This window comes from Streptomyces sp. NPDC020681 (assembly GCF_044334895.1).
Lineage (GTDB): Bacteria > Actinomycetota > Actinomycetes > Streptomycetales > Streptomycetaceae > Streptomyces.
This window is the reverse complement of record NZ_JBIRTX010000014.1, coordinates 143,565-164,888: the sequence shown is the minus strand read 5'-3', so window position 1 is coordinate 164,888 and position 21,324 is coordinate 143,565. Positions and strand designations below refer to the sequence as shown.

The window sequence follows — 21,324 nt, the reverse complement described above, 5'->3', positions numbered from 1 at the left end:
GGAGCAGTGATCATTCCGCGCGCCGCCCCGCCTCGGCCCGCCTCCTGACGGCGACCGCCCCCGACGCCACCGCGGCGAGCAGCAGCACCACGACCGCCGGGTTCACCACCCAGGGCACGAAGTCGAGGGTGCGGCCGTCCGCCCAGGTGCACGTCGAGCTCACGGGTATCAGGCTGTCGTGGTTCGACGTGAGCGGAGGTGTGCCCGGCATCTCCGGCCGGCCGTACCGCTCGATCATGCACGCGTGGTACGCGGACTCCAGCCGCAGGCAGCACAGGACCCCGTACGCATACACGGCGAGCGCCGCCGTCCCGCACAGCACGGCCACGTCCCGCCATGTGACGGCGCTGCGCCGGGTTACGAACGGCGGCAGCAGATAGGCGCCCAGCCCGAGCAACGCGGGTACAGCGACGATGACGATCAGCATCGAGACCGGGTTCTGTCCCGTGTCGGTGGCCAGTCGGACGGCAGGAGACAGCGCGGCGGTCAGCAGCATGACGCACATACTGCGCGACGGCCCACCGGACCTGGGCCGCAGGGCCACCGCATGACAAACGCCCCCGGCGGCCTGTCGGCTGCCGAGGGCGTTCGAGTCCGTGCGAGACGGAGAGGGAGACGGATCAGATCAGGTCGGATCAGATCAGGCCGAGCGAACGGACCGCCTCGCGCTCCTCCGTCAGCTCCGCCACCGACGCGTCGATGCGGGTGCGCGAGAACTCGTTGATGTCCAGGCCCTGGACGATCTCGTACTTGCCGTCCTTGGTCGTCACCGGGAACGAGGAGATGATGCCCTCGGCCACGCCGTACGAGCCGTCCGACGGGATGCCCATCGAGGTCCAGTCGCCGTCCGCCGTGCCGTTGACCCAGGTGTGGACGTGGTCGATCGCGGCGTTCGCCGCCGACGCCGCCGAGGACGCGCCGCGCGCCTCGATGATCGCCGCGCCGCGCTTGGCGACCGTCGGGATGAACGTGCCGGCCAGCCACGCCTCGTCGTTCACGACCTCCGCCGCGTTCTTGCCGGCGATCTCCGCGTGGAAGATGTCGGGGTACTGGGTCGCCGAGTGGTTGCCCCAGATCGTCAGGCGCTTGATGTCGGTGACCGGGGCGCCGGTCTTCTTCGACAGCTGGGAGAGCGCACGGTTGTGGTCGAGGCGGGTCATCGCCGTGAAGCGCTCGGCCGGTACGTCCGGGGCCGCCGCCTGGGCGATCAGGGCGTTCGTGTTGGCCGGGTTGCCGACGACGAGGACCTTGATGTCGTCCGCGGCGTGGTCGTTGATGGCCTTGCCCTGGGGCTTGAAGATGCCGCCGTTGGCCTCGAGGAGGTCACCGCGCTCCATGCCCTTGGTGCGCGGGCGGGCGCCGACGAGCAGGGCCACGTTCGCGCCGTCGAAGGCGACGTTCGGGTCGTCGGTGATCTCGATGCCGCGCAGCAGCGGGAAGGCGCAGTCGTCGAGCTCCATGGCGGTGCCCTCGGCCGCGCCGAGCGCCGGGGTGATCTCGAGCAGGCGCAGCTTGACCGGCACATCCGCGCCGAGCAGGTGGCCGGAGGCGATGCGGAAGAGCAGCGCGTAGCCGATCTGGCCGGCCGCGCCGGTCACGGTGACGTTGACGGGAGTGCGGGTCATGGCGATCTCCGTAAGACAGCTGGCGGTGGGGGTCCCTGCCCCTCGTGCGGGACGCCCCTTCGCACCTCTTACGAATCTTGACGTGAAGAGACATCCAGCGGTCAGGCTATCCGACCCCGGCCTCCTCCATTCCCCGGCCCCTTGTGGCGCGGCTCACGGCAACGCTCACGGCTGCGCTCACTGCGGCGTGGTGCAGCCGGTGGCTCCCGTCGTGAGCGTCGCGCAGGCCTTGGCCTCGGCAGGACCGGCCACCGCGGTCATCGGTGTGTACGCGTCGTTGTCCGCGTTGACCAGACCCTTCTGCGCGCCCTTGCCGCCGACGCTGATCTGCACCGTGTCGCCCGGTGCCGCCTGGGTGATGCGCGCCCAGGCCGACTGACAGGTCTTGCTGTAGCGGACCTCGACGAGCGCCTTGCCGACGGTCGCCGACGAGACCGTCTTGGCGAACTCGCCGCCGCAGCCCATCGCCTCCGGGTCCTGGCCCGTGCAGGCCTTGCCGCTGCATTTCACTCCGGCCGGCAGTGGCGGAGCGCTGGTGCTCGGGGCCGCCGACGGCGATTTGGCCGCGGGCTTGCCGCTGTCGTCGCCGTTCCCGCCGAGGTCGGTGAGGAGTACGGCCGCCGCGATCACCAGCAGCGCGCCGACGAGACCGGCCAGGAACACGACGACCTTGCGCTTGCCGCCGGGCGGCGTGGGCGACGGGGAGGGTGCGGGCGTCCCCGGTGCGTTCGGCAGCGGCGCATAGAGCGGATGCTCGGCGGCCGGTCCCGGTCCCGACCCTGGTCCGGACCCTGGTCCCGGTCCCCCGCCCGGTGCGGGCGCGGTCGTCCGCCCGCGCGGTCGCCCGCTGCCGCCCGCCGATGCCGACGCCGGACCGAACTCGCCGAGCGCGGCCCGCGCCTGCGAGATCCGTATTTGCTCCATCGTCATGTCGTGGCGCATCTCGGCACGGCTCCACGCGCGCTCCGCGAGCTCCCACATGGTGCTCAGATGGGCCGGGTTGGTACCGGTCACCTCGGCCAGTGCGACGATCGCGCCCTTGGGCGCGAGCAGCCGCCCGTTCAGATAACGCTCCCACGACGTCTTGCTGTAGCCCGTGCGGTCCGAGATCGCAGCCAGGCTCAGCCCGCTGCGGTCGACCAGCCGGCGCAACTGACTCGCGAACTCCCGGACCTGTGGGTCCAGCTCCTCAGGCAGTGCCTTCCACCGAGGCATGTACTACCCCCCCTTGTCCCCCTGAACGTGCGAACTTTCCCCCGCGCCTACCGCCCCCGCGACGACCCCAGGGAGTCCGTGTACGTCGACACGATGCCGGACTACCCAGTGGGATGCGCAGGGCCAGGATGTCAGTTCCGTTCATCGGCGTGCACGGGAGCATTCGGAACGCAGGTCGCGCCTCTTTGTGCGCCCCGCCCCCGCTGCCGCCTCAGTCTCCCATCCGTAGCCCGACGATCACACCGTGGCGGAATGGTCACTTCCGTGCCACAGGCATCAGTTGTCCCTTGTACGCGGTTGGCGCGTCCATGACTCTGGACACACGACGGCGCCCGTCCTGAACTCGGGGGAGAGGACGGGCGCCGTCACGTTGTCGCCGGCGCGAAAACGGCGCTAGCGGACGGTGAAGTGCACCGCGTCCTCCAGGAACGGCAGGTCCAGCCAGGGCTTGGGCTGCGCCACCAGGGCGAGCAGTGTGATGGCGACGCCGAGCAGTCCGTACGTGACCATGTCGGTGAACCGGGACCGTACGGCGAGCATGCCGACCGACGGCAGAACCCGGCGCATCACGGCACCGGTGATCAGTGCGACGCCGATCAGGATGACGCCGACGCGGAAGGCATCGGCGAAGGCGTTGGTGCCGACGATGATCAGCCCGAGCCCGGCGAGCGCGAGCACGGTGAGCAACGGCCACTGCCGCGCAGGCGCGGACGCGTCCCCGGGAGCTGCCCGCCCACCGCCTTCGGGCCGCGCGGTGTCCCGGGTGAGCGAGGGCGGCCGTCGGGAAGGCGACTTTTCGCCCGCGCGGGCGGAGGCGTAGGCGTGCCCGGCGGTACCGGCCTGGGCCGTGGGGTGCGTGCCGCCCTGCCCGGCGGCCTCATCGGCATCGGCGTCGGGTCCGCCCGCGCCCTCTCCGACGCGGCCCGCGACACCATTCGCGCCCGCAGCACCGTTCGCGCTCGCAGCGCCGTTCATGCTCGCGGCATCCTTCGCACCAGCGGAATCTTTCGCACCGGCGGCGCCATCCACGTCGGCAGCGCCGTCGGCGTCAGCCGCACGCTGTGGCTCGGCATCCGCTCCCACCCCGGTGCCCCTCTCCGGTGTCGGGTCGTCCGAGTCGTCGTTCGTGCGTACCGCCATGGGGTCGGCCTCTCCCCGTCAGACCGCCGCGGCGGCCGCGTTGCGCTCCGCCGCCTCGACCACGTTGACCAGCAGCTGCGCGCGGGTCATCGGGCCGACGCCGCCCGGGTTCGGGGCCACCCAGCCCGCGATCTCCGTGACGCCCGGGTGGACGTCGCCGACGATCTTGCCGTTCTCGTCGCGGCTGACGCCGACGTCGAGCACCGCGGCGCCCGGCTTGACGTCCTCCGGCTTGACCAGGTGCGGGACACCCGCCGCCGCCACGATGATGTCCGCCTGCCGCAGCTGCGCGGAGAGGTCGCGCGTACCGGTGTGGCACTGGGTCACCGTCGCGTTCTCGGACTTGCGCGTCAGCAGCAGCGGCATCGGCCGCCCGATCGTGACCCCGCGGCCCACCACGACGACATGCGCGCCGTTGATCTCCACACCGTGCCGGCGCAGCAGCGCGATGATGCCCGCCGGGGTGCACGGCAGCGGCGCCTTCTCGTTCAGCACCAGCCGGCCCAGGTTCGTCGGGTGCAGTCCGTCCGCGTCCTTCGCCGGGTCCATCAGCTCCAGCACCCGGTTGGTGACGATGCCCTTGGGAAGCGGGAGTTGAACGATGTAGCCCGTGCACTCGGGGTCCGCGTTGAGCTCACGTACGACCGCCTCGATCTCGGCCTGCGTGGCGGTCGCGGGCAGTTCGCGCTGGATCGAGGCGATGCCCACCTCCGCGCAGTCGCGGTGCTTGCCCGCCACGTACTTCTGGCTGCCGACGTCGTTCCCGACGAGCAGGGTCCCGAGACCGGGGACGATTCCACGCTCCTTGAGGGCCGCCACGCGGACGGTCAGATCGGACTTGATCGCGGCTGCGGTGGCCTTGCCATCGAGAATCTGGGCAGTCATGGCCCCATCCTCGCGGATGGACCCGCCCCGGTTCCAATCAGGCCCGTTTCGAGGCGCTGTTTCCTGGCTCCGCGGGCCGCTCCGCCGACGTCGGATCCCTTACGCGCCGGGCCGTAACTGGAGGTTGCACTTGCACAACACATACGGTCTTCGACTGGACAAAAAGTCGACGTTAATACGACGATGAGCCGCGCAGTACCGCGGGCAGTGTTGGGGGGCCAATCCGCTGATCTTGTGACGTTCCTCCGCTCGGACCGCGCAGTCCCCGCATTTTCCAACGGAGGAAAACCGCCATGAGCTTCGGCGACCCGAACAACCCTTACGGCCAGCAGCAGGGCGGTCAGCCGGGCTACGGCTACCCCCAGCAGGGACAGCCCCAGGGCCAGCCCGGTTACGGCTACCCGCAGGCGCCCCCGGTCCAGCCCTACGGCGGCGGTTACCCCGGCGGCCCGACCGAGATGCCGGGCGGCGTCAAGGCGGCCCGCGTGATGCTCTACGTGATCGCCGGCTTCCAGGTCATCGGCGCGATCCTCTTCATCTTCACCGGCGTGGCCATCGACAAGGCCAAGGACGACCCGGCGCTCAAGGACGACGTCCAGTTCCAGGACCTGGCCGACTTCTCGTCCGGCGCGATCTACGGCCTCGGTGTCGCCGTCCTGCTCTGGGGCGCGCTCGCCATCTTCCTCGCCGTCAAGTTCGGCAGCGGCGGCAACGGCATCCGCATCACCACCATGGTCTTCGGCATCATCACGGCGATCCTCGGCATCTACCCGTTCATCATCGTGGGCCTGGCGCACACCGTACTGGCCATCCTGGTCACGGTGTTCGTGGGCAAGTCGGACGGCGGCGCCTGGTTCGAGCGTCAGCGCGTCTGATCCGTACGCTCGCAGCGAGGCACGCCTGAGGGCCGCGCACCCGACTCGGGTGCGCGGCCCTCAGGCTGTACGGACCTCAGGCTGTACGGCCCTCAGTGGAAGAAGTGCCGCGTCCCCGTGAAGTACATCGTCACGCCCGCCTTCTTCGCCGCCTCCACCACGAGCTCGTCACGCACCGAACCGCCCGGCTGCACCACGGCCTTGACGCCCGCGGCCGTCAGGATCTCCAGGCCGTCCGGGAACGGGAAGAACGCGTCGGACGCGGCGTACGCGCCCCGCGCCCGCTCCTCGCCCGCGCGCTCCACCGCCAGCTTCGCCGAGTCGACGCGGTTGACCTGGCCCATGCCGACGCCGACCGACGCGCCGTCCTTCGCGAGCAGGATCGCGTTCGACTTGACCGCGCGGCAGGCCCTCCAGGCGAACGCGAGATCGGCCAACTCGGCGTCCGACAGGGCCTCGCCGGTCGCGAGGTTCCACCTCGAGGGGTCGTCGCCGTCGGCCTGGAGCCGGTCGGTGACCTGGAGCAGCGCGCCGCCGTCGATCGGCTTGATCTCGACCGGAGAGGCGGGCGCGTCGGGACAGCGCAGCACGCGGATGTTCTTCTTGCGGGCCAGCACCTCGACCGCGCCGTCCTCGTACGCCGGAGCGACGATGACCTCGGTGAAGATCTCGGCGACCTGCTCGGCCATCGTCACCGACACCGGGCGGTTGACGGCGATCACGCCGCCGAACGCGGACAGCGGGTCGCAGGCGTGCGCCTTGCGGTGCGCCTCGGCGACATCGTCACCGACAGCGATGCCGCACGGGTTGGCGTGCTTGATGATCGCCACGCACGGCTCGGCGTGGTCGTACGCGGCACGGCGCGCGGCCTCCGTGTCCGTGTAGTTGTTGAACGACATCTCCTTGCCGTGCAGTTGCTCGGCATCGGCCAGACCGCCATTGCCGTTGACGTACAGCGCGGCGCCCTGGTGCGGGTTCTCGCCGTAGCGCAGCACGTTCGAGCGCTCGTACGTCGCACCGAGGAAGCCCGGGAAGTTCGACTCGTCCGCCGACGCGTACGAAGAGGCGAACCAGGACGCGACGGCGACGTCGTACGCCGCCGTGTGCTGGAAGGCCGCCGCGGCGAACCGCTTGCGCAGCCCCAGCGTGAAGCCGCCCTCCCTGACCGCCTGGAGGACCGCGGCGTACGCGTCCGGGTCCGTCACGACCGCGACCGACGGGTGGTTCTTCGCCGCGGCGCGGACCATCGACGGGCCGCCGATGTCGATCTGCTCGACGCACTCGTCAGGAGTGGCGCCGGAGGCGACCGTCTCGCGGAAGGGGTACAGGTTCACGACGACCAGGTCGAACGGCTCCACACCCAGCTCGGCAAGCTGCTCACGGTGCGACTCGAGCCGCAGGTCGGCGAGGATCCCGGCGTGCACGCGCGGGTGCAGCGTCTTGACCCGGCCGTCCAGGCACTCCGGGAAGCCGGTGAGTTCCTCGACCTTGGTCACCGGCACACCCGCCGCGGCGATCTTCGCCGCGGTCGAGCCGGTGGAGACCAGCTCCACGCCCGCCTCGTGCAGACCGCGGGCGAGCTCCTCAAGACCCGTCTTGTCATAGACACTGACCAGCGCTCGCCGGATGGCCCGCGTCCCAGCCTCAACACTCACGGGAAAACTACCTTTCGTCCCTCAATGCGGTAGCCGTTACGGGCCAGACGCCCCACGACCTCGACGAGCAGCGCTCGCTCGACTTCCTTGATGCGCTCGTGCAGAGCGGCTTCGTCGTCCTCTTCCCGGACCTCGACCACGCCCTGCGCGATGATCGGGCCGGTGTCGACGCCGTCGTCGACGAAGTGGACGGTGCACCCGGTGACCTTCGCCCCGTACGCGAGCGCGTCACGCACTCCATGGGCGCCGGGGAAACTGGGCAGCAGGGCGGGGTGTGTGTTGACGCAGCGGCCGCCGAAGCGGGCGAGGAATTCCTTCCCCACGATCTTCATGAAGCCGGCCGAGACGACGAGATCCGGTTCGTACGCGGCGGTTGCCTCGGCCAGCGCACGGTCCCAGGCGTCACGCGTCTCAAAGTCCTTCACGCGGCACACGAACGTGGGCAGCCCGGCGCGTTCGGCGCGCTCCAGGCCTGCGATCCCGTCCCGGTCGGCTCCGACGGCGACGACCCGCGCGCCGAACCCCTGCGGGTCGTCGGCGATGGCGTCGAGCAGGGCCTGGAGATTGGTGCCGGAGCCGGAGACCAGGACCACGAGGCGGGCAGGTCGGGCGGAGGGGGCTGCGGAGGCCACGGCGGGTCTCTTTCTCATGGTGCTTCGCGCGGTGCAGTACGTGGTTTGTGCGGTCGTACGAACGAATCGCGCCCCTCGATACGGGGAACTCTACAAAGGGCCCGACCGTCAGCAACGATACCGGCACACAGCTCGGCCCCCACGGGACGGGGGCGTGGCCGGGAGGTAGCGTCTGGGGACAGGCCCGTCCCTCGGCGGGCACAACGACACAAGACCCCATGTGCGACTGGGTCTGAGGGGAAGACGTTCACCAGATGCCGGACCGACGCCGCCGCTTTACGGACCTCCTGTTGCCGCGGGAGCGCCAGTCCACCGACGACAACAACCCCTTCGCGCCGCCGCCGGAGGGACGGCCCGACCAGCCGTGGCAGCCGCGCCGTCCCGCGAACGGCGACGATTCCTCCTCCTCCGACTCCTCCGACTCATCCGGTTCGGACTCGTCCTCGGGCTCGTCCGACGACCGCAGCGGCCGGGGCAGCCAGTGGAGCAGCCGCCAGCCGGGCCGGTCGGGCGGCGGCTTCGGCGGCCAGAACGGGCCGACCGGCAACAACGGCGGCGACCGCCAGGGCAAGGACGGCGGCGGCCCGGCGCTGCGCTGGGACCCGACCGACCCCGCCCAGCGCCGGGCGCGGTATGCGCTGCTCGCGGGCATGTGGGCGTTCTTCTTCGCGCTCTTCGACTTCCCGGAGATCGCGCTGCTGCTGGGCGCGCTGGCGCTGTACTGGGCGATCAGCTCCCTGCGCGCCAAGCCGCAACTCCGCACCCCGTCGAATCCTGACGAACCCGCGCCGCCGGCGCCGCCGCAGGGCCCGACCAAGCCGCAGCTGACGGCGGCGGTGAGCGGCCTGGTGATGGCGAGCATCGCGCTGGTGATCGTGGCGCTGGGCTTCACGGCGCAGCTGGTCTACCGCGACTACTACACGTGCGTGAACGACGCCCTCACCAAGGACGGCCAACTGGCCTGCAACGACCTGCTTCCGGACCCGCTCGAGGGACTCCTCGGCGTGAAGGAGTAGCCGCGCGGGTTCCGGGGGTCCGGGGCTTGCCGTTGGGGAACTGCTACCGCTCCCCCGGCTCCCGGACCTCCGGCTCCGCCGGGACCTCCGCGTCCGCCGGAGTCACCGCCTTCGCCGGCGGGAAGTCGTACGGATCGAAGTCCGCGTCATCGATGTCGTCCAGGCCCTCGACATCCGGCACCAGCTCCGGTGCCGGTGCAGATGCAGGTGCGGGCACCGGCTCGGGCTCCGGAACCGGCGCCGCCGGCATCCCCCGTCCTCTCCACGCCCGCACCCCCAGTGCCACCGGCACCCCCACCCCCGCCGACCACACCAGCGCCGCCGCCCCGGTCAGCCACCACGCCGGACCGAACTCCGCCAACCGGCCCGTGCCCATGGCGCCGCCCGCCGCAGCGGCCAGCATCGCCGCGAGCAGGGCGCAGCCGACCGCGCCCAGCAGCGCCGTCAGCGCGGTCTCCCGCTTGCCGTACCGCACAGACCCCCGCCCGGCCGTGAACCAGCCGATCACCAGCCCCGCACCGACCGGCACCGCCACCGCCGCCCAGTTCCACAGCGTCCCCGGCCCCTCCGCCGGAATCGCCGCCAGCAGCGGGAAGCGCGGCATCGCCGGGTCGCCGACCAGGGCGAGCGGCGTCGCCGTCGCTCCCGTACCGATCGCGAAACCGGGGCCGAGTCCGTACGCCGCACCCCACACCGCCGCGTTCGGCACCAGTGCCAGCCCGAGCAGCAGCACCGCGAGCCTGCCCGACCACACGGACGAGAGGTGCAGGAACGAGTCCTGTGTCGCGTCCGCGTGCCACACCAGCGACGCGGCGACCAGCAGCGCCCCGCCGCCCAGCAGCACCAGCGCGCCCGCCCCGGCGGACCGCAGCGCGACCGCGATCCGCGTACGGGCCAGCTGCACCCGCACCCGTTCCGGCAGCCATCCCGGCAGCGGTCCGGTCGGCCGCCCGATCGCCGTCCACACGCCGGTCGCCGCGGCAACCACCGTCACCAGCGGCAGATGCAGCAGCGCGCTCGGCGGAACCGGCGCCAGCGGACCGCTCGCCGCGTAGACCGCCGCGGCGGCGCCGACCAGCAGATATCCCACGGTCACCGCCCACAGCGCACCCCGCGGCGACGGCCGCGGCCGTCCTTCGTCCGGCAGCAGCCCGTCCCGCGCGGCCCGGTGCGCCAGCCAGCCGGGCAGCGCGACGAGCAACAGCGGCACCATGCCCACCGGCGCGGGCTGCCCGGACAGCGTGTCGGCGCGTACCAGCTCCGTGCCGTGGGCCAGCAGCCACAGCCCCGCCGCGACATGGAGCGCTCCGCTCGGCCCGCTGTCCGGATACGGGGAGCTGATCCACAACACCATCACCAGGACGGCGAGCGCGCCGAGCCCGAGCCCTGCCGCGGTGGCCCCGCGCACCAGGCACGCGGCCAGCGCGCGCCTCCGGCCGCCCTGCACAAGTACCGGCGCCTGCTGCATCGCAAGGCTGTGATCGGTCGTCTGGGTCACGCGGCCATGCTGCCAACGACACGCGCTTTATCCGCGTAACGGGCGAATGGCCGTTGTGTCGCTCAAGATACGCTTATGTACTTTTTCGCCGAGTGCAGCGCCGCGGGGGGCCCTGGATGACGAAGAGCACCACGCCCTCCGCCATCCCCCTCCCCTCTGCGAAGGAACGGCGCAGGCTGCGCGAGTCGAAGGCGATGAGTGAGCAGGAAGTCGCAGAGGCGGTCGGCGTCACCAAGACGACGGTCCGGTCCTGGGAGACCGGCCGGAGCAACCCCCGCGGACGCAAGCGCGCGGCGTACGCGAGGCTGCTGGCCGCGCTCGAGGACGCGCCGGACATCGCACGGAAGCAGGAACAGGACACGGCGCAGGAACAGAAGAAGGCGCAGGAGCCGATGCAGGCCAAGTCCTCGATCACGAAGCCCGAACCGGCACCCGAGCCCAAGTCCCCGCAGGCCGAGAGCTCACCGGTCAAGTGCGTCCAGACCCTCGCCCAGACCCGCCGCGCCAAGCAGGCCCACTCCACCACCCGGCCCATGGCCGCGGCCAAACGCGCCGCCAAGCCGCCCACGGTCCCGGCCAACCCGGCCCCTCCGCAGCCGCACAGACCGGCGCGGGCGGAGCCGGAAGCGGAAGCGCAGGCGGAAACGCGGGCGCCGTCGAAGGCGCAGACACCCATGGCCGCAAACCGGGACAACCTGGGGCCGCCCGAACCGCCCGAACCTCACGAGCCTCACGAGCCCCAGGGAGAGCCGGTGCCCACATCTCCCGAACCCGTCGGCCTCACCCCCGCCGAAGCCTTCGACGCCCTGTACGCCTACGCCGCAGCCGCCCTCGTACGCCAGACGTTCCTGCTCACCGGCCGCCGCCGGCTCGCCCGCGAATCCGTCGAGCGCGCCTTCCATCTCGCCTGGGAGCACTGGCCCGAGGTCGCCCGCGACCGGGATCCCGTGGGCTGGGTGCGGGCCGCCGCGTACGAATTCGCCATGTCGCCGTGGAAGCGGCTGCGCCGCGCGCACCGCCGCCCCGACACCGCACCGGTCGACGGCGAGCGCCGCGCGCTGCTCGACGCACTGCTCGAACTGCCGCCCTCGTACCGCCGCACGCTGCTGCTCTACGACGGGATCGGCCTCGATCTGCCCGAGACCGCCGCCGAGACCGAGGCGACCACTCCGGCGGCGGCGAACCGCGTACTGCACGCCCGGGAAGCCATCGCGGAGCGGCTGCCGGAACTCAGCACGCCGGAGGCCCTGCACGAACAGCTCGCCGCGCTCGCACGCGACGCTCCGGTGCCGGAGCTGGCTCCGGCCCGTGAGGTGCGGACGCGCGGCGAGCGCCGCGCCAGGCTGTGGACGCGTTCCGCGCTCACCATCGCCACGGTGATCATGGGCGCCACCGCCTTCACGCTGGTGAACGCCCCGACGCGGTACGAACCGCCGCTTCCCGTGGGCCGGCAGGTGGTGGGCGTACCGCCACCGCTCAGCGGTCCGCAGGCGCTCACGAAGCACGCCGAGCAGCTGCGCAAGAAGCTGCTCGACAACCCGGCGCACGGGCCGGAACGACTACGGCCGCAGAACCGCTGAGCATGCGTGTGGGCCCGCGCCTCACAAGGAGGTGCGGGCCCACACGTACATACGGAGTTGCCGCGAAGGTAAGGCGGTAAAGCCGGGTCAGCCCGCAAGAATGGCGCGCGCCAGCTTGGCCGTCTCGGTCGGAGTCTTGCCGACCTTGACGCCCGCGGCCTCAAGGGCCTCCTTCTTCGCCGCGGCGGTGCCGGACGAGCCGGACACGATCGCGCCGGCGTGGCCCATCGTCTTGCCCTCGGGGGCGGTGAAGCCCGCGACGTAACCGACGACCGGCTTGGTGACGTTCTTCGCGATGAAGTCCGCCGCACGCTCCTCGGCGTCGCCGCCGATCTCGCCGATCATCACGATCAGCTCGGTGTCCGGGTCGGCCTCGAACGCCGCGAGGGCGTCGATGTGCGTCGTGCCGATGACCGGGTCGCCACCGATGCCGACGGCAGAGGAGAAGCCGATGTCACGGAGCTCGTACATCATCTGGTAGGTCAGCGTGCCGGACTTGGACACGAGACCGATGCGGCCGGGCTTGGTGATGTCGCCCGGGATGATGCCGGCGTTGGACTGGCCGGGGGTGATGAGACCGGGGCAGTTCGGGCCGATGATCCGGGTCTTGTTGCCCTTGCTGCCCGCGTACGCCCAGAAGGCGGCGGAGTCGTGCACCGCAATGCCCTCGGTGATGACGACGGCCAGCGGGATCTCGGCGTCGATCGCCTCGACGACAGCGGCCTTGGCGAACGCCGGCGGCACGAAGAGGACGGAGACGTCGGCCCCGGTCTTCTCCATCGCCTCGGCGACCGAGCCGAACACCGGTACCTCGGTGCCGTCGAAGTCGACGGTCGTACCCGCCTTGCGGGGGTTCACGCCACCGACGATGTTGGTGCCGTCGGCCAGCATGAGCTTGGTGTGCTTCATGCCGGTGGAGCCGGTCATCCCCTGGACGATGACCTTGCTGTCCTTGGTGAGGAAGATAGCCATGGTGGTCCGAATCCCTTACTTCGCAGCCGCGGCGAGCTCGGCGGCCTTGTCGGCCGCGCCGTCCATGGTGTCCACGCGCTGCACGAGCGGGTGGTTGGCGTCGGACAGGATCTTGCGACCCAGCTCCGCGTTGTTGCCGTCGAGGCGCACGACCAGCGGCTTGGTGACTTCGTCGCCCTTGGCCTTCAGCAGCTCCAGAGCCTGGACGATGCCCTTGGCCACCTCGTCGCACGCGGTGATGCCACCGAAGACGTTGACGAAGACGGACTTGACGTCCGGGTCGCCGAGGATGATCTCGAGGCCGTTCGCCATGACCTCGGCCGAGGCGCCGCCGCCGATGTCGAGGAAGTTGGCGGGCTTGACGTTGCCGTGGTTCTCACCGGCGTACGCCACGACGTCGAGGGTCGACATGACCAGACCCGCGCCGTTGCCGATGATGCCGACCTCGCCGTCGAGCTTGACGTAGTTGAGGTTCTTGGCCTTGGCAGCAGCCTCGAGCGGGTTGGCTGCGTCCTTGTCCTCGAGCGCCGCGTGCTCGGGCTGGCGGAAGTCGGCGTTCTCGTCGAGCGAGACCTTGCCGTCCAGCGCGATGACGCGGCCGTCGGCGACCTTGGCCAGCGGGTTGACCTCGACGAGGAGCGCGTCCTCTTCGATGAAGGTCTTCCACAGGGTCACCATGATGTCCGCGACCTGGTCGGCGACCTCGGCCGGGAACTTCGCCTGGGCGACGATCTCGCGGGCCTTCTCCAGGGAGACACCCTCATTGGCGTCGACCGGGACCTTCGCGAGGGCCTCGGGGTTCTCCTCCGCGACGACCTCGATCTCCACGCCGCCCTGGACGGACGCCATGGCGAGGAAGGTGCGGTTGGTGCGGTCGAGGAGGTACGAGACGTAGTACTCCTCTGCAATCTCCGGCGCGGTCTCGGCGATCATCACCTTGTGGACCGTGTGGCCCTTGATGTCCATGCCGAGGATGTCCGTCGCGCGGGCGACGGCCTCGTCCGGGGTGGCGGCCAGCTTCACGCCGCCGGCCTTTCCACGGCCGCCGACCTTCACCTGCGCCTTGACGACCGACTTGCCGCCCAGACGCTCGGTCACCTCGCGCGCCGTCTCAGGCGTGTCGATGACTTCACCGGCCAGCACCGGTACACCGTGCTTGGCGAAGAGGTCCCTCGCCTGGTACTCGAACAGGTCCACGCGCGTCCGTCCCTTTTCTGATTTCTCGCGGTTCGTTGTCTGCGTGGGCGTGCCGCGAAGGGCAACGTGACTGCGAGTCACAAGGGAGGCGCACACGATGTCCGAGGGCGCGGCATGTCCGTCCCGCAGGTTATCCCCGTGCGGCGTAGGTCCCTAAATCGCAGATCACACATGGGTGGTGATAACAGTCACAGATCGCGACGACGGTCGCTACTCGATCTTGCGCTGCCGCCTGTACGGCTGCGGACGCCTGTCTCACGGAACCGGGCGGCCCTCACCCCAATGAGGACCGCCCGGTCACCGGGCCGGGCCGGTGATTCCCTGTCGCCGCCGCGCGTGCGCGGGACTCAGATGCCGTACGAGGGCGACATGGGGGCGTAGCTCGGAGTCACCGCGGTGACGACGCCCTGGACTCCGCCGACGGCGTTGCCCGCGAGCGGCTGGACATCGGCGGTGACGGTGTCCGTCACGTGCTGCGCGAACGGCCGGACGTCGGAGACCACGCCGCCCGCGAACGGCGTCACATCGCCGACGACACCCGTCGCGAGGTTGCCGGCGCTGCCGCCGACGCCGTGCGTGAGCGGCTGGACGTGGGAGACGACGGTGTTGACGACCGGCTGCACCGAGCCGACGACGCCGCCCGCGAACGGACCGACCTCGGAGACGACGCCTCCGGTGAACGGACCGACCTCGGACACGACACCGCCCGCGAACGGCGTGACGTCACCGACGACCCCGTTGGCGAGCACGCCCGCGTCGCCGACGGCCTGGCCGGCGACCGGCACGACCTCCTCGACGGCGGTGGCGGCGATGGGCGGCAGCACGGCGGTCGCGGTCTCGTCGACGATCGGACCGGTCTGCTCGAGGTGCGGGGCGAAGTCGGCGAGCGGGCCGAAGAGGTAGTCGATCTCGCCCTGGACGTCCTCGACACTCTTGATGTCCTCGACGTCCTGGACGTTCTCGACGCGGTCCTTGACCTCGGTCTTCACGTCCTTGACCTCCGCCTTCACGTCGTCGACGGCGTCGGCCGCCTGGTCCGGCGTGGCGAGCGGTACGGAGACGGGCAGCTCGTCGGCACTGGCGGCAGCGGTCCCAAGGGCCCACACACCAGTGGCTGTCGCGGCTACGGCTATGGAACGGCGAATGTTCTTGTGCATGCTTGCGTCAATTCCTTTGAATTCGTTCGGCTGTCCGGAACATTCCGGATTGGCGGGCAGACCTGTCCCACCCCCGCGCGGGAGGTCTTGGGCGGGTGAACGGACTGCCCTAGCCGGGGAATTCGAGGATGTCGCGGGGTCGTTCGCGGGTCGGCGCCTTTGCCGCGGCACTGCCCGCGCCGGGCACGAGCGCGAACTCGACGCCGTACGCGCCGGCCGCCGCCTGCTGGTCGCCGGAGCGCGGTGAGTGCGTCTCACCGGACTGCTGGAGCGCGCCGGGCACAAAGTCACAGGGCTTGACGGGCGCTTGCGCGGGGCCGTTCCGCTCCTGGCGCGTGTCGCCCTTCGGCCGGTCGAGGACACCGGCGTACGCGTCGCCGCCATCGGCCGGCACGTAGGCGTACCGGAACGCGTCAAGGGTCTCGCTCTCGGCGGAACGCCCGGCGCTCGCGAGGCCGTTGGCGGTGGCCGGGCCCGCGGAGTGGCCCGCGGACGGGTCGGCCGGGAGCGGTGTCGTACCTCCCGGATCCGCGCCACTGCCCGAAGGCGGCAGCGGTGCCGGAAGCACCTCGTCCGGGACCTCGGTGAGCGGTGCGGTGACTGTGTCCACGGTCTCCAGGACCGGTTCGACAGCCACCCGGACGGTCTCCACTGCGGAGGAGGCCGCCGATGTCACGGCTTCCGACGAGTCCTTTGCCACACGCCGAAGTTCCTGCTCCGCGGCGGTACGGGCCGGCGACCCGACGCTCGCCGGGGCGGCAGCCGCGGGCTGCACCTGCACCGGTTGCGTGGACTCGGCCGCGTGCGCCTGGCCGCCGTAGAGAAAACCGGCCGTCAGCAGACCGCCGAGGAACAGCAGCACCCGCACCGCACGACGCTCCACGGCCGCCCGGCGCAGGGCGCGCAGGACGGCAGCGGAACGAGCAGCTGCGGCAGTCAAGACGAGTGGACCTTCCCAGTCGGCGGAAGCGGACCTTCCACGGCGATCGGGACGATGCTCGCACGAGTCTCCCGGGGCTGCGCAAGTCCCCTGTTACTGATGGGTCACCATGTCCGGTATGGGCAGTGGCCGCTTCTCGATCGCCGCCGCCATTACGTCCGGGAAGAGATCCGGCGTACAGGCGAAGGCCGGGGCACCCAGCGCCGCCAGTGCGGCGGCGTGTTCGCGGTCGTACGCCGGCGTTCCTTCGTCGGAGAGCGCGAGCAGCGCCACGAACTGCACGCCCGACGCCTTCATCGCGGCGACCCGCTTCAGCATCTCGTCCCGTATGCCGCCTTCGTACAGGTCGCTGATGAGCACGACGACGGTGTCGGCGGGCCGGGTGATCTGCGACTGGCAGTACGCAAGCGCCCTGTTGATGTCGGTGCCGCCACCGAGCTGGGTGCCGAAGAGGACGTCCACCGGGTCGTCGAGCTGGTCGGTGAGATCGACGACCGCGGTGTCGAAGACGACGAGGCGGGTGGCGATGGACCGCATGGAGGCGAGGACCGCGCCGAAGACCGAGGCGTAGACGACGGAGGCGGCCATCGAGCCCGACTGGTCGATGCAGAGCACCACATCCTTCTTCACGGACTGGCTCGCCCGTCCGTATCCGACCAGGCGCTCGGGGACGACGGTGTTGAACTCCGGCAGGTAGTTCTTGAGGTTGGCCCGGATGGTGCGGTCCCAGTCGATGTCCCGGTGACGCGGGCGGTTGATCCTCGCGGAACGGTCGAGCGCGCCGGTGAGGGTGGACCTGGTGCGGGTGGCGAGTCGCTTCTCCAGATCGTCGACGACCTTCCGTACGACGGCCCTGGCCGTCTCCTTGGTCGTCTCGGGCATCGCCTTGTTGAGCGAGAGCAGCGTGCCGACGAGATGGACGTCGGCCTCGACGGCCTCCAGCATCTCCGGCTCCAGCAGCAGCGCGGACAGCCCGAGCCGGTCGATGGCGTCGCGCTGCATGACCTGGACGACGGAGCTGGGGAAGTACGTACGGATGTCGCCGAGCCAGCGGGCCACGGAGGGCGCGGACGCGCCGAGACCGGCCGAACGGTTGCCGCGGTTGCCTGCCCCCTTGTCGGCGCCGTAGAGCGCGGTCAGGGCCCCGTCCATCGCCACGTCCGTCCCGGCGAGCGAACAGCCGGTGCCGTCGGCCGCCTCGCCGCCGAGCACCAGCCGCCAGCGGCGCAGCCGTTCGTCGTCCGTGGAACGCTCCGTCGTCGGGCTCATCGGGCCACCCCCGCAAGGTCGTTGTCGTCGATGGTGTCGCCGATGCTGTCGTCGACGCTGTCGCTGGTGCCGTCGTCGATTCCGAGGAGCAGCCGGAGCACCGGCAGCACCGCGTCCGCGCGCTGCTCGTCGAGACCGGCGCCGAAACCGGGCACCGTGGACTCGGCCCGCATCGGACCGGAGGCCGGCGCGGGTCCGCGCCGGACGAGCTCGCCGAGCGTGCGCCGCACTCCCGGCTCGTACGCCGAGAACGTGCGGCGCAGCAGCGGCAGTACGTCGGTGAACGCGTCCGCCGGCACACCCGTCAGCCAGGCGTCGACCAGGCCGAGCAGCCGCTCGTCATGGACCAGGAGCATCCCGCCGCCGGCCGCGCCGCCGACGAAGCCCTCGATCCACGCGGCGGCTTCGGCGGGCGGCGTGCCGAGCGAGAGGGCGAGGCTCATGAGCCGCGCGGCCTCGTCCTCTTCGAGCCGTCCGTCGTCCAGCAGGAGCCTCGCTGCCCGCCCGCGTATGACTCCGGGAACGCTGTCCCGGGCGGCGAGCCGGTGCAGTACCGAACCCCAGAGCGCACTCAGCTCGTCCGCCGTCGGCAGCAGGCCGATCGCGGTGTGCACCGCGTCCAGATGGCCGCGCATCTCGGCCGCGCCGTCCCCGTCGAGCCCGGTGCAGGCGGGCGGCAGGCCGACGCAGATCCGGTGGGCGAGTCCGGTCGCGACCTCGGCGAGCGCGGCCGTGTCCGTGGACCGCACATCCCCGTACCGCAGCGAGCGGGCCAGGGCGGGCAGGGCCTGGGCGAGATGGCCCACGTCCGCGTCGAGCGCGGCGCGGTCGGCGAGCGCGCGCATCACGACGGGGAGTGCGTCCGGCAGTTCGGCCAGCAGACACCGCTCAGCCAGGGCGGTGACCTCGGCAAGGGCGGACGCGGACACGGCCTCGTGCTCCGCCCTGGCCGTGGCGGCGGAGAGCACGGTGGTCCCCCACACTCCGGCCTCCGCGACCTTGACGAACAACTCCGGCTCCCAGCGCAGCCGCCAGCTCTCCCGGAACGTGCCGGTGCTGCCGCGTCCCGTCACCGGCTCGCCCCAGCCGACGGAGAGCAGTCGTAGCCGGTGCAGCAGCCGGCTCTTGGCCGCGTCGGTCTCCTTGCGCAGATCGAGCTCCAGCTCCCGCTCCAGCGCCTCCGGTTTGAGCCGCAGACTGCGCTGCAGCCGGCTCAGGTCACGCTGCAGCGGCACGGCCGGCGCTGCGTCCGGCACCTCCCCGAGGACGTCTCCGACGACCAGCCGCTCCCGGATCAGATCGAGCGGCACGTCGGAGCCGTCGCACATCACCGCTCGTACGGCATCCGTGGTCTCGGTCAGCCCTGCAAGTGGCCGTCCGCGCATGGCCGCGAGGGTCTCGGCGAGCCGTACCGCCTCGATCACATGCGCGGACGAGACGATCCGGTCCTCGTCCCGCAGCAGTCCGGCGACCTTGGTCATCCAGCGCTCGACGGGCCTGTCGGGCACCTGGAAGAGATGTCCGTACCAGCCGGGCGAGTCGATGCCCGCTCCGTAGCCACTGTGCCGGGCGAGCCTTCGGTGCGTCCACGGCACCCAGGTCATCTCCGTCTTGACCTTGGGCAGCCCCTTGAGGAGGGCCTTGTCGGCGGCGAGCGTCGTCTTCTCCTGAAGAGCGGGCACATGCCAGGCACCGCAGACGACGGCGACCTCGTCCCCGAACTCCTTGCGCGCGGCACGCAGTTGGATCCGCATATGGGCCTCCCGCGCGAGGTCCCGATCGTGTCCCCCGTGCCCATACATCCCGCGCAGCGCGGCCATGGCCTCCCCGACCGCGGCGAACGGCGCCCGGGGATCGCTCTCGCCGTCCCCGCTCCCCCGGTGCTCGACGACGTCCTCCCACCACCGCTCGGGATCGTCGTACCCGGCGGTCTCGGCGAGCACGGCGATGGGATCGATCCGCAGCCCACGCTCATCGGCCGGACCCCTCGCGCCCTCAGGCACGGCATCCCACTCAGGATCCGCGGCAACCGCCGCCGGGCCGGGCACGACGTCCCACTCAGGATCCGCGCCAACCGCAACCGCGCCGGGCACGACGTCCCACTCGGGATCCGCGGCGACCGCCGCCGGGCCCGGCACGGCGTCCCACTCAGGATCGGCCGCCCCCGCGTCCTCATCGCGCGCCTCCGGCGCGGGCCGGTCCGCCGTCGCGGACTCCTCCTCCGCCGCCAGCGCCAGCGAATGCGCGGCCGGGAGGTCGATGAAGCGCACCGGGACCCCGCGCCCCAGCGCCCAGCGGATCGCCACCCACTCCGGCGAGAACTCGGCCAGTGGCCAGAACGCCGCGCGGCCCGGGTCGTCCACGGCATGCGCCAGCAGGGCCACCGGCGGACGCATCTGGTCGTCCGCCGCGAGGGCCACCAGCGCGTCGCCCTCCGGCGGGCCCTCGATCAGGACCGCCCGGGGCAAGGCCGCGTCCAGCGCCGCCCGCACCGCCCGCGCCGAGCCCGGGCCGTGGTGGCGCACACCGAGCAGCAGCGGGCCGGTCATGCGCTCACCTCGCGGCAGGCGCGGTAGAAGTCCTTCCAGCCGTCCCGCTCGCGGACCACCGTCTCCAGGTACTCCTGCCAGATGACCCGGTCCGCCGCCGGGTCCCGTACGACCGCGCCGAGGATGCCGGCCGCCATGTCGCCCGGCCGCAGCACACCGTCGCCGAAGTGCGCGGCGAGCGCCAGCCCACCCGTCACCACGGAGATCGCCTCGGCCGTGGAGAGCGTGCCCGACGGGGACTTGAGCTTGGTGCGGCCGTCCGCGGAGACTCCGTCCCGCAGCTCCCGGAAGACCGTGACCACCCGGCGGATCTCCTCAAGACCCTCCGGCACGGCCGGCAGATCGAGCGAGCGCCCGATCTGGTCGACCCGGCGCGAGACGATCTCGACCTCGGCCTCGGGCGTCGCGGGCAGCGGCAGCACAACGGTGTTGAACCGGCGACGCAACGCGCTGGAGAGGTCGTTCACCCCGCGGTCGCGGTCATTGGCCGTGGCGATGAGGTTGAACCCGCGGACCGCCTGCACCTCCTGCCCGAGCTCCGGAATCGGCAGCGTCTTCTCGGACAGGATCGTGATCAGCGAGTCCTGCACATCCGCGGGGATACGGGTGAGCTCCTCGACCCGCGCGGTCATTCCGTCGGACATGGCGCGCATGACGGGACTGGGCACCAGCGCGTCACGGCTCGGGCCGTTGGCGAGCAGCTGCGCGTAGTTCCATCCGTAGCGGATCGCCTCCTCGGGCGTGCCCGCCGTGCCTTGCACGAGCAGCGTCGAGTCGCCGCTGACCGCCGCGGCGAGATGCTCGGACACCCAGGTCTTCGCTGTGCCGGGCACGCCGAGCAGCAGCAGCGCCCGGTCGGTGGCGAGTGTGGTGACGGCGACCTCGACGATCCGGCGCGGGCCCACGTACTTCGGCGTGATCACCGTGCCGTCGGGCAGGCTGCCGCCGAGCAGATAGGTCGCGACGGCCCACGGCGAGAGCCGCCAGCGGGCCGGCCGCGGCCGGTCGTCGGCCGCGGCCAGCGCCTTGAGTTCGTCGGCGAAGGCGTCCTCGGCATGCGGCCGCAGGGCCTCGCCGCCGGTGTCTGCACTGCTTTCGGGCGCGGTCATGGATCCCCCT

General features: G+C 71.5%; 18 protein-coding genes. 3 read left to right on the top strand and 15 right to left on the bottom strand.

Annotated features, from left to right (window positions below; genetic code table 11):
* Positions 1-10 precede the first annotated feature (10 nt).
* The 5 genes from ACH4YL_RS28895 to ACH4YL_RS28875 form a co-directional block, all read right to left on the bottom strand.
* Positions 11-496: a hypothetical protein gene (locus tag ACH4YL_RS28895; protein ID WP_398510370.1), complete on the bottom strand. Its 486-nt coding sequence runs from the start codon at positions 494-496 to the stop codon at positions 11-13.
* Between the two features lie 139 nt (positions 497-635).
* Positions 636-1,625, bottom strand: a complete 990-nt coding sequence (locus ACH4YL_RS28890; RefSeq protein ID WP_398510369.1) for a malate dehydrogenase — start codon at positions 1,623-1,625, stop codon at positions 636-638.
* 177 nt (positions 1,626-1,802) lie between these two features.
* The gene (locus ACH4YL_RS28885; RefSeq protein ID WP_398510368.1) at positions 1,803-2,840 is read right to left on the bottom strand and encodes an XRE family transcriptional regulator; all 1,038 of its coding nucleotides are present in this window, start codon (positions 2,838-2,840) and stop codon (positions 1,803-1,805) included.
* Between the two features lie 393 nt (positions 2,841-3,233).
* The gene (locus ACH4YL_RS28880; RefSeq protein WP_398510367.1) at positions 3,234-3,815 is read right to left on the bottom strand and encodes a DUF3017 domain-containing protein; all 582 of its coding nucleotides are present in this window, start codon (positions 3,813-3,815) and stop codon (positions 3,234-3,236) included.
* Between the two features lie 183 nt (positions 3,816-3,998).
* Entirely contained in the window at positions 3,999-4,865 is an 867-nt protein-coding gene (locus ACH4YL_RS28875) for a bifunctional methylenetetrahydrofolate dehydrogenase/methenyltetrahydrofolate cyclohydrolase (RefSeq protein WP_398510366.1), read from the bottom strand.
* A 293-nt stretch (positions 4,866-5,158) separates the two neighbouring features.
* Here ACH4YL_RS28875 and ACH4YL_RS28870 point away from each other — a divergent pair, with 293 nt between their 5' ends.
* Positions 5,159-5,740: a hypothetical protein gene (locus ACH4YL_RS28870; RefSeq protein WP_398510365.1), complete on the top strand. Its 582-nt coding sequence runs from the start codon at positions 5,159-5,161 to the stop codon at positions 5,738-5,740.
* Positions 5,741-5,832: 92 nt separating this feature from the next.
* On the opposite strand, the gene purH is transcribed toward ACH4YL_RS28870, so the two are convergent.
* Together purH and purN are read right to left on the bottom strand one after the other, a co-directional pair.
* Positions 5,833-7,395: a bifunctional phosphoribosylaminoimidazolecarboxamide formyltransferase/IMP cyclohydrolase gene (gene purH, locus ACH4YL_RS28865; RefSeq protein ID WP_398510364.1), complete on the bottom strand. Its 1,563-nt coding sequence runs from the start codon at positions 7,393-7,395 to the stop codon at positions 5,833-5,835.
* On the bottom strand, positions 7,392-8,045 hold the full coding sequence (gene purN, locus ACH4YL_RS28860; RefSeq protein WP_398510363.1) for a phosphoribosylglycinamide formyltransferase: 654 nt from the start codon (positions 8,043-8,045) through the stop codon (positions 7,392-7,394). Before purN ends, purH begins: the two co-directional genes overlap by 4 nt.
* 236 nt (positions 8,046-8,281) lie before the next feature.
* Between purN and ACH4YL_RS28855 the strand changes: the two genes are divergently transcribed.
* Entirely contained in the window at positions 8,282-9,043 is a 762-nt protein-coding gene (locus tag ACH4YL_RS28855) for a hypothetical protein (protein ID WP_398510362.1), read from the top strand.
* A gap of 43 nt (positions 9,044-9,086) precedes the next feature.
* Here ACH4YL_RS28855 and ACH4YL_RS28850 read toward each other — a convergent pair whose 3' ends face one another.
* Complete coding sequence (locus ACH4YL_RS28850; RefSeq protein ID WP_398510361.1) at positions 9,087-10,541, bottom strand: DUF6350 family protein; 1,455 nt, start codon at positions 10,539-10,541, stop codon at positions 9,087-9,089.
* A 116-nt stretch (positions 10,542-10,657) separates the two neighbouring features.
* Here ACH4YL_RS28850 and ACH4YL_RS28845 point away from each other — a divergent pair, with 116 nt between their 5' ends.
* Positions 10,658-12,121, top strand: coding sequence for a helix-turn-helix domain-containing protein (locus ACH4YL_RS28845; protein WP_398510360.1), 1,464 nt, complete (start codon positions 10,658-10,660; stop codon positions 12,119-12,121).
* A gap of 87 nt (positions 12,122-12,208) precedes the next feature.
* Here ACH4YL_RS28845 and sucD read toward each other — a convergent pair whose 3' ends face one another.
* The 7 genes from sucD to ACH4YL_RS28810 form a co-directional block, all read right to left on the bottom strand.
* Positions 12,209-13,093, bottom strand: coding sequence for a succinate--CoA ligase subunit alpha (gene sucD / locus ACH4YL_RS28840; protein ID WP_398510359.1), 885 nt, complete (start codon positions 13,091-13,093; stop codon positions 12,209-12,211).
* A 15-nt stretch (positions 13,094-13,108) separates the two neighbouring features.
* Positions 13,109-14,290 carry an ADP-forming succinate--CoA ligase subunit beta gene (gene sucC, locus ACH4YL_RS28835; RefSeq protein WP_398510358.1) on the bottom strand — a complete coding sequence of 394 codons (1,182 nt, stop codon included), beginning with the start codon at positions 14,288-14,290 and terminating at the stop codon, positions 13,109-13,111.
* Between the two features lie 347 nt (positions 14,291-14,637).
* Positions 14,638-15,447 carry a hypothetical protein gene (locus tag ACH4YL_RS28830; RefSeq protein ID WP_398510357.1) on the bottom strand — a complete coding sequence of 270 codons (810 nt, stop codon included), beginning with the start codon at positions 15,445-15,447 and terminating at the stop codon, positions 14,638-14,640.
* Between the two features lie 109 nt (positions 15,448-15,556).
* Positions 15,557-16,387, bottom strand: coding sequence for a hypothetical protein (locus ACH4YL_RS28825; protein ID WP_398510356.1), 831 nt, complete (start codon positions 16,385-16,387; stop codon positions 15,557-15,559).
* Between the two features lie 93 nt (positions 16,388-16,480).
* Complete coding sequence (locus ACH4YL_RS28820) at positions 16,481-17,656, bottom strand: VWA domain-containing protein (RefSeq protein WP_398510355.1); 1,176 nt, start codon at positions 17,654-17,656, stop codon at positions 16,481-16,483.
* Positions 17,653-20,205, bottom strand: a complete 2,553-nt coding sequence (locus tag ACH4YL_RS28815; protein ID WP_398510354.1) for a DUF5682 family protein — start codon at positions 20,203-20,205, stop codon at positions 17,653-17,655. The genes ACH4YL_RS28820 and ACH4YL_RS28815 overlap by 4 nt, the downstream gene beginning before the upstream one ends.
* Positions 20,202-21,314, bottom strand: coding sequence for an AAA family ATPase (locus ACH4YL_RS28810; RefSeq protein WP_398510353.1), 1,113 nt, complete (start codon positions 21,312-21,314; stop codon positions 20,202-20,204). The genes ACH4YL_RS28815 and ACH4YL_RS28810 overlap by 4 nt, the downstream gene beginning before the upstream one ends.
* Positions 21,315-21,324 lie beyond the last annotated feature (10 nt).

What these genes read in the sequence shown, in the direction of transcription:
- ACH4YL_RS28895 (WP_398510370.1), bottom strand. Translation starts at nt 496, where the DNA reads ATGCTGCTGACCGCCGCGCTGTCTCCTGCCGTCCGACTGGCCACCGAC.
- ACH4YL_RS28890 (WP_398510369.1), bottom strand. Translation starts at nt 1,625, where the DNA reads ATGACCCGCACTCCCGTCAACGTCACCGTGACCGGCGCGGCCGGCCAG.
- ACH4YL_RS28885 (WP_398510368.1), bottom strand. Translation starts at nt 2,840, where the DNA reads ATGCCTCGGTGGAAGGCACTGCCTGAGGAGCTGGACCCACAGGTCCGG.
- ACH4YL_RS28880 (WP_398510367.1), bottom strand. Translation starts at nt 3,815, where the DNA reads ATGAACGGCGCTGCGAGCGCGAACGGTGCTGCGGGCGCGAATGGTGTC.
- ACH4YL_RS28875 (WP_398510366.1), bottom strand. Translation starts at nt 4,865, where the DNA reads ATGACTGCCCAGATTCTCGATGGCAAGGCCACCGCAGCCGCGATCAAG.
- ACH4YL_RS28870 (WP_398510365.1), top strand. Translation starts at nt 5,159, where the DNA reads ATGAGCTTCGGCGACCCGAACAACCCTTACGGCCAGCAGCAGGGCGGT.
- purN (WP_398510363.1), bottom strand. Translation starts at nt 8,045, where the DNA reads ATGAGAAAGAGACCCGCCGTGGCCTCCGCAGCCCCCTCCGCCCGACCT.
- ACH4YL_RS28855 (WP_398510362.1), top strand. Translation starts at nt 8,282, where the DNA reads ATGCCGGACCGACGCCGCCGCTTTACGGACCTCCTGTTGCCGCGGGAG.
- ACH4YL_RS28845 (WP_398510360.1), top strand. Translation starts at nt 10,658, where the DNA reads ATGACGAAGAGCACCACGCCCTCCGCCATCCCCCTCCCCTCTGCGAAG.
- sucD (WP_398510359.1), bottom strand. Translation starts at nt 13,093, where the DNA reads ATGGCTATCTTCCTCACCAAGGACAGCAAGGTCATCGTCCAGGGGATG.
- ACH4YL_RS28830 (WP_398510357.1), bottom strand. Translation starts at nt 15,447, where the DNA reads ATGCACAAGAACATTCGCCGTTCCATAGCCGTAGCCGCGACAGCCACT.
- ACH4YL_RS28820 (WP_398510355.1), bottom strand. Translation starts at nt 17,656, where the DNA reads ATGAGCCCGACGACGGAGCGTTCCACGGACGACGAACGGCTGCGCCGC.
- ACH4YL_RS28815 (WP_398510354.1), bottom strand. Translation starts at nt 20,205, where the DNA reads ATGACCGGCCCGCTGCTGCTCGGTGTGCGCCACCACGGCCCGGGCTCG.
- ACH4YL_RS28810 (WP_398510353.1), bottom strand. Translation starts at nt 21,314, where the DNA reads ATGACCGCGCCCGAAAGCAGTGCAGACACCGGCGGCGAGGCCCTGCGG.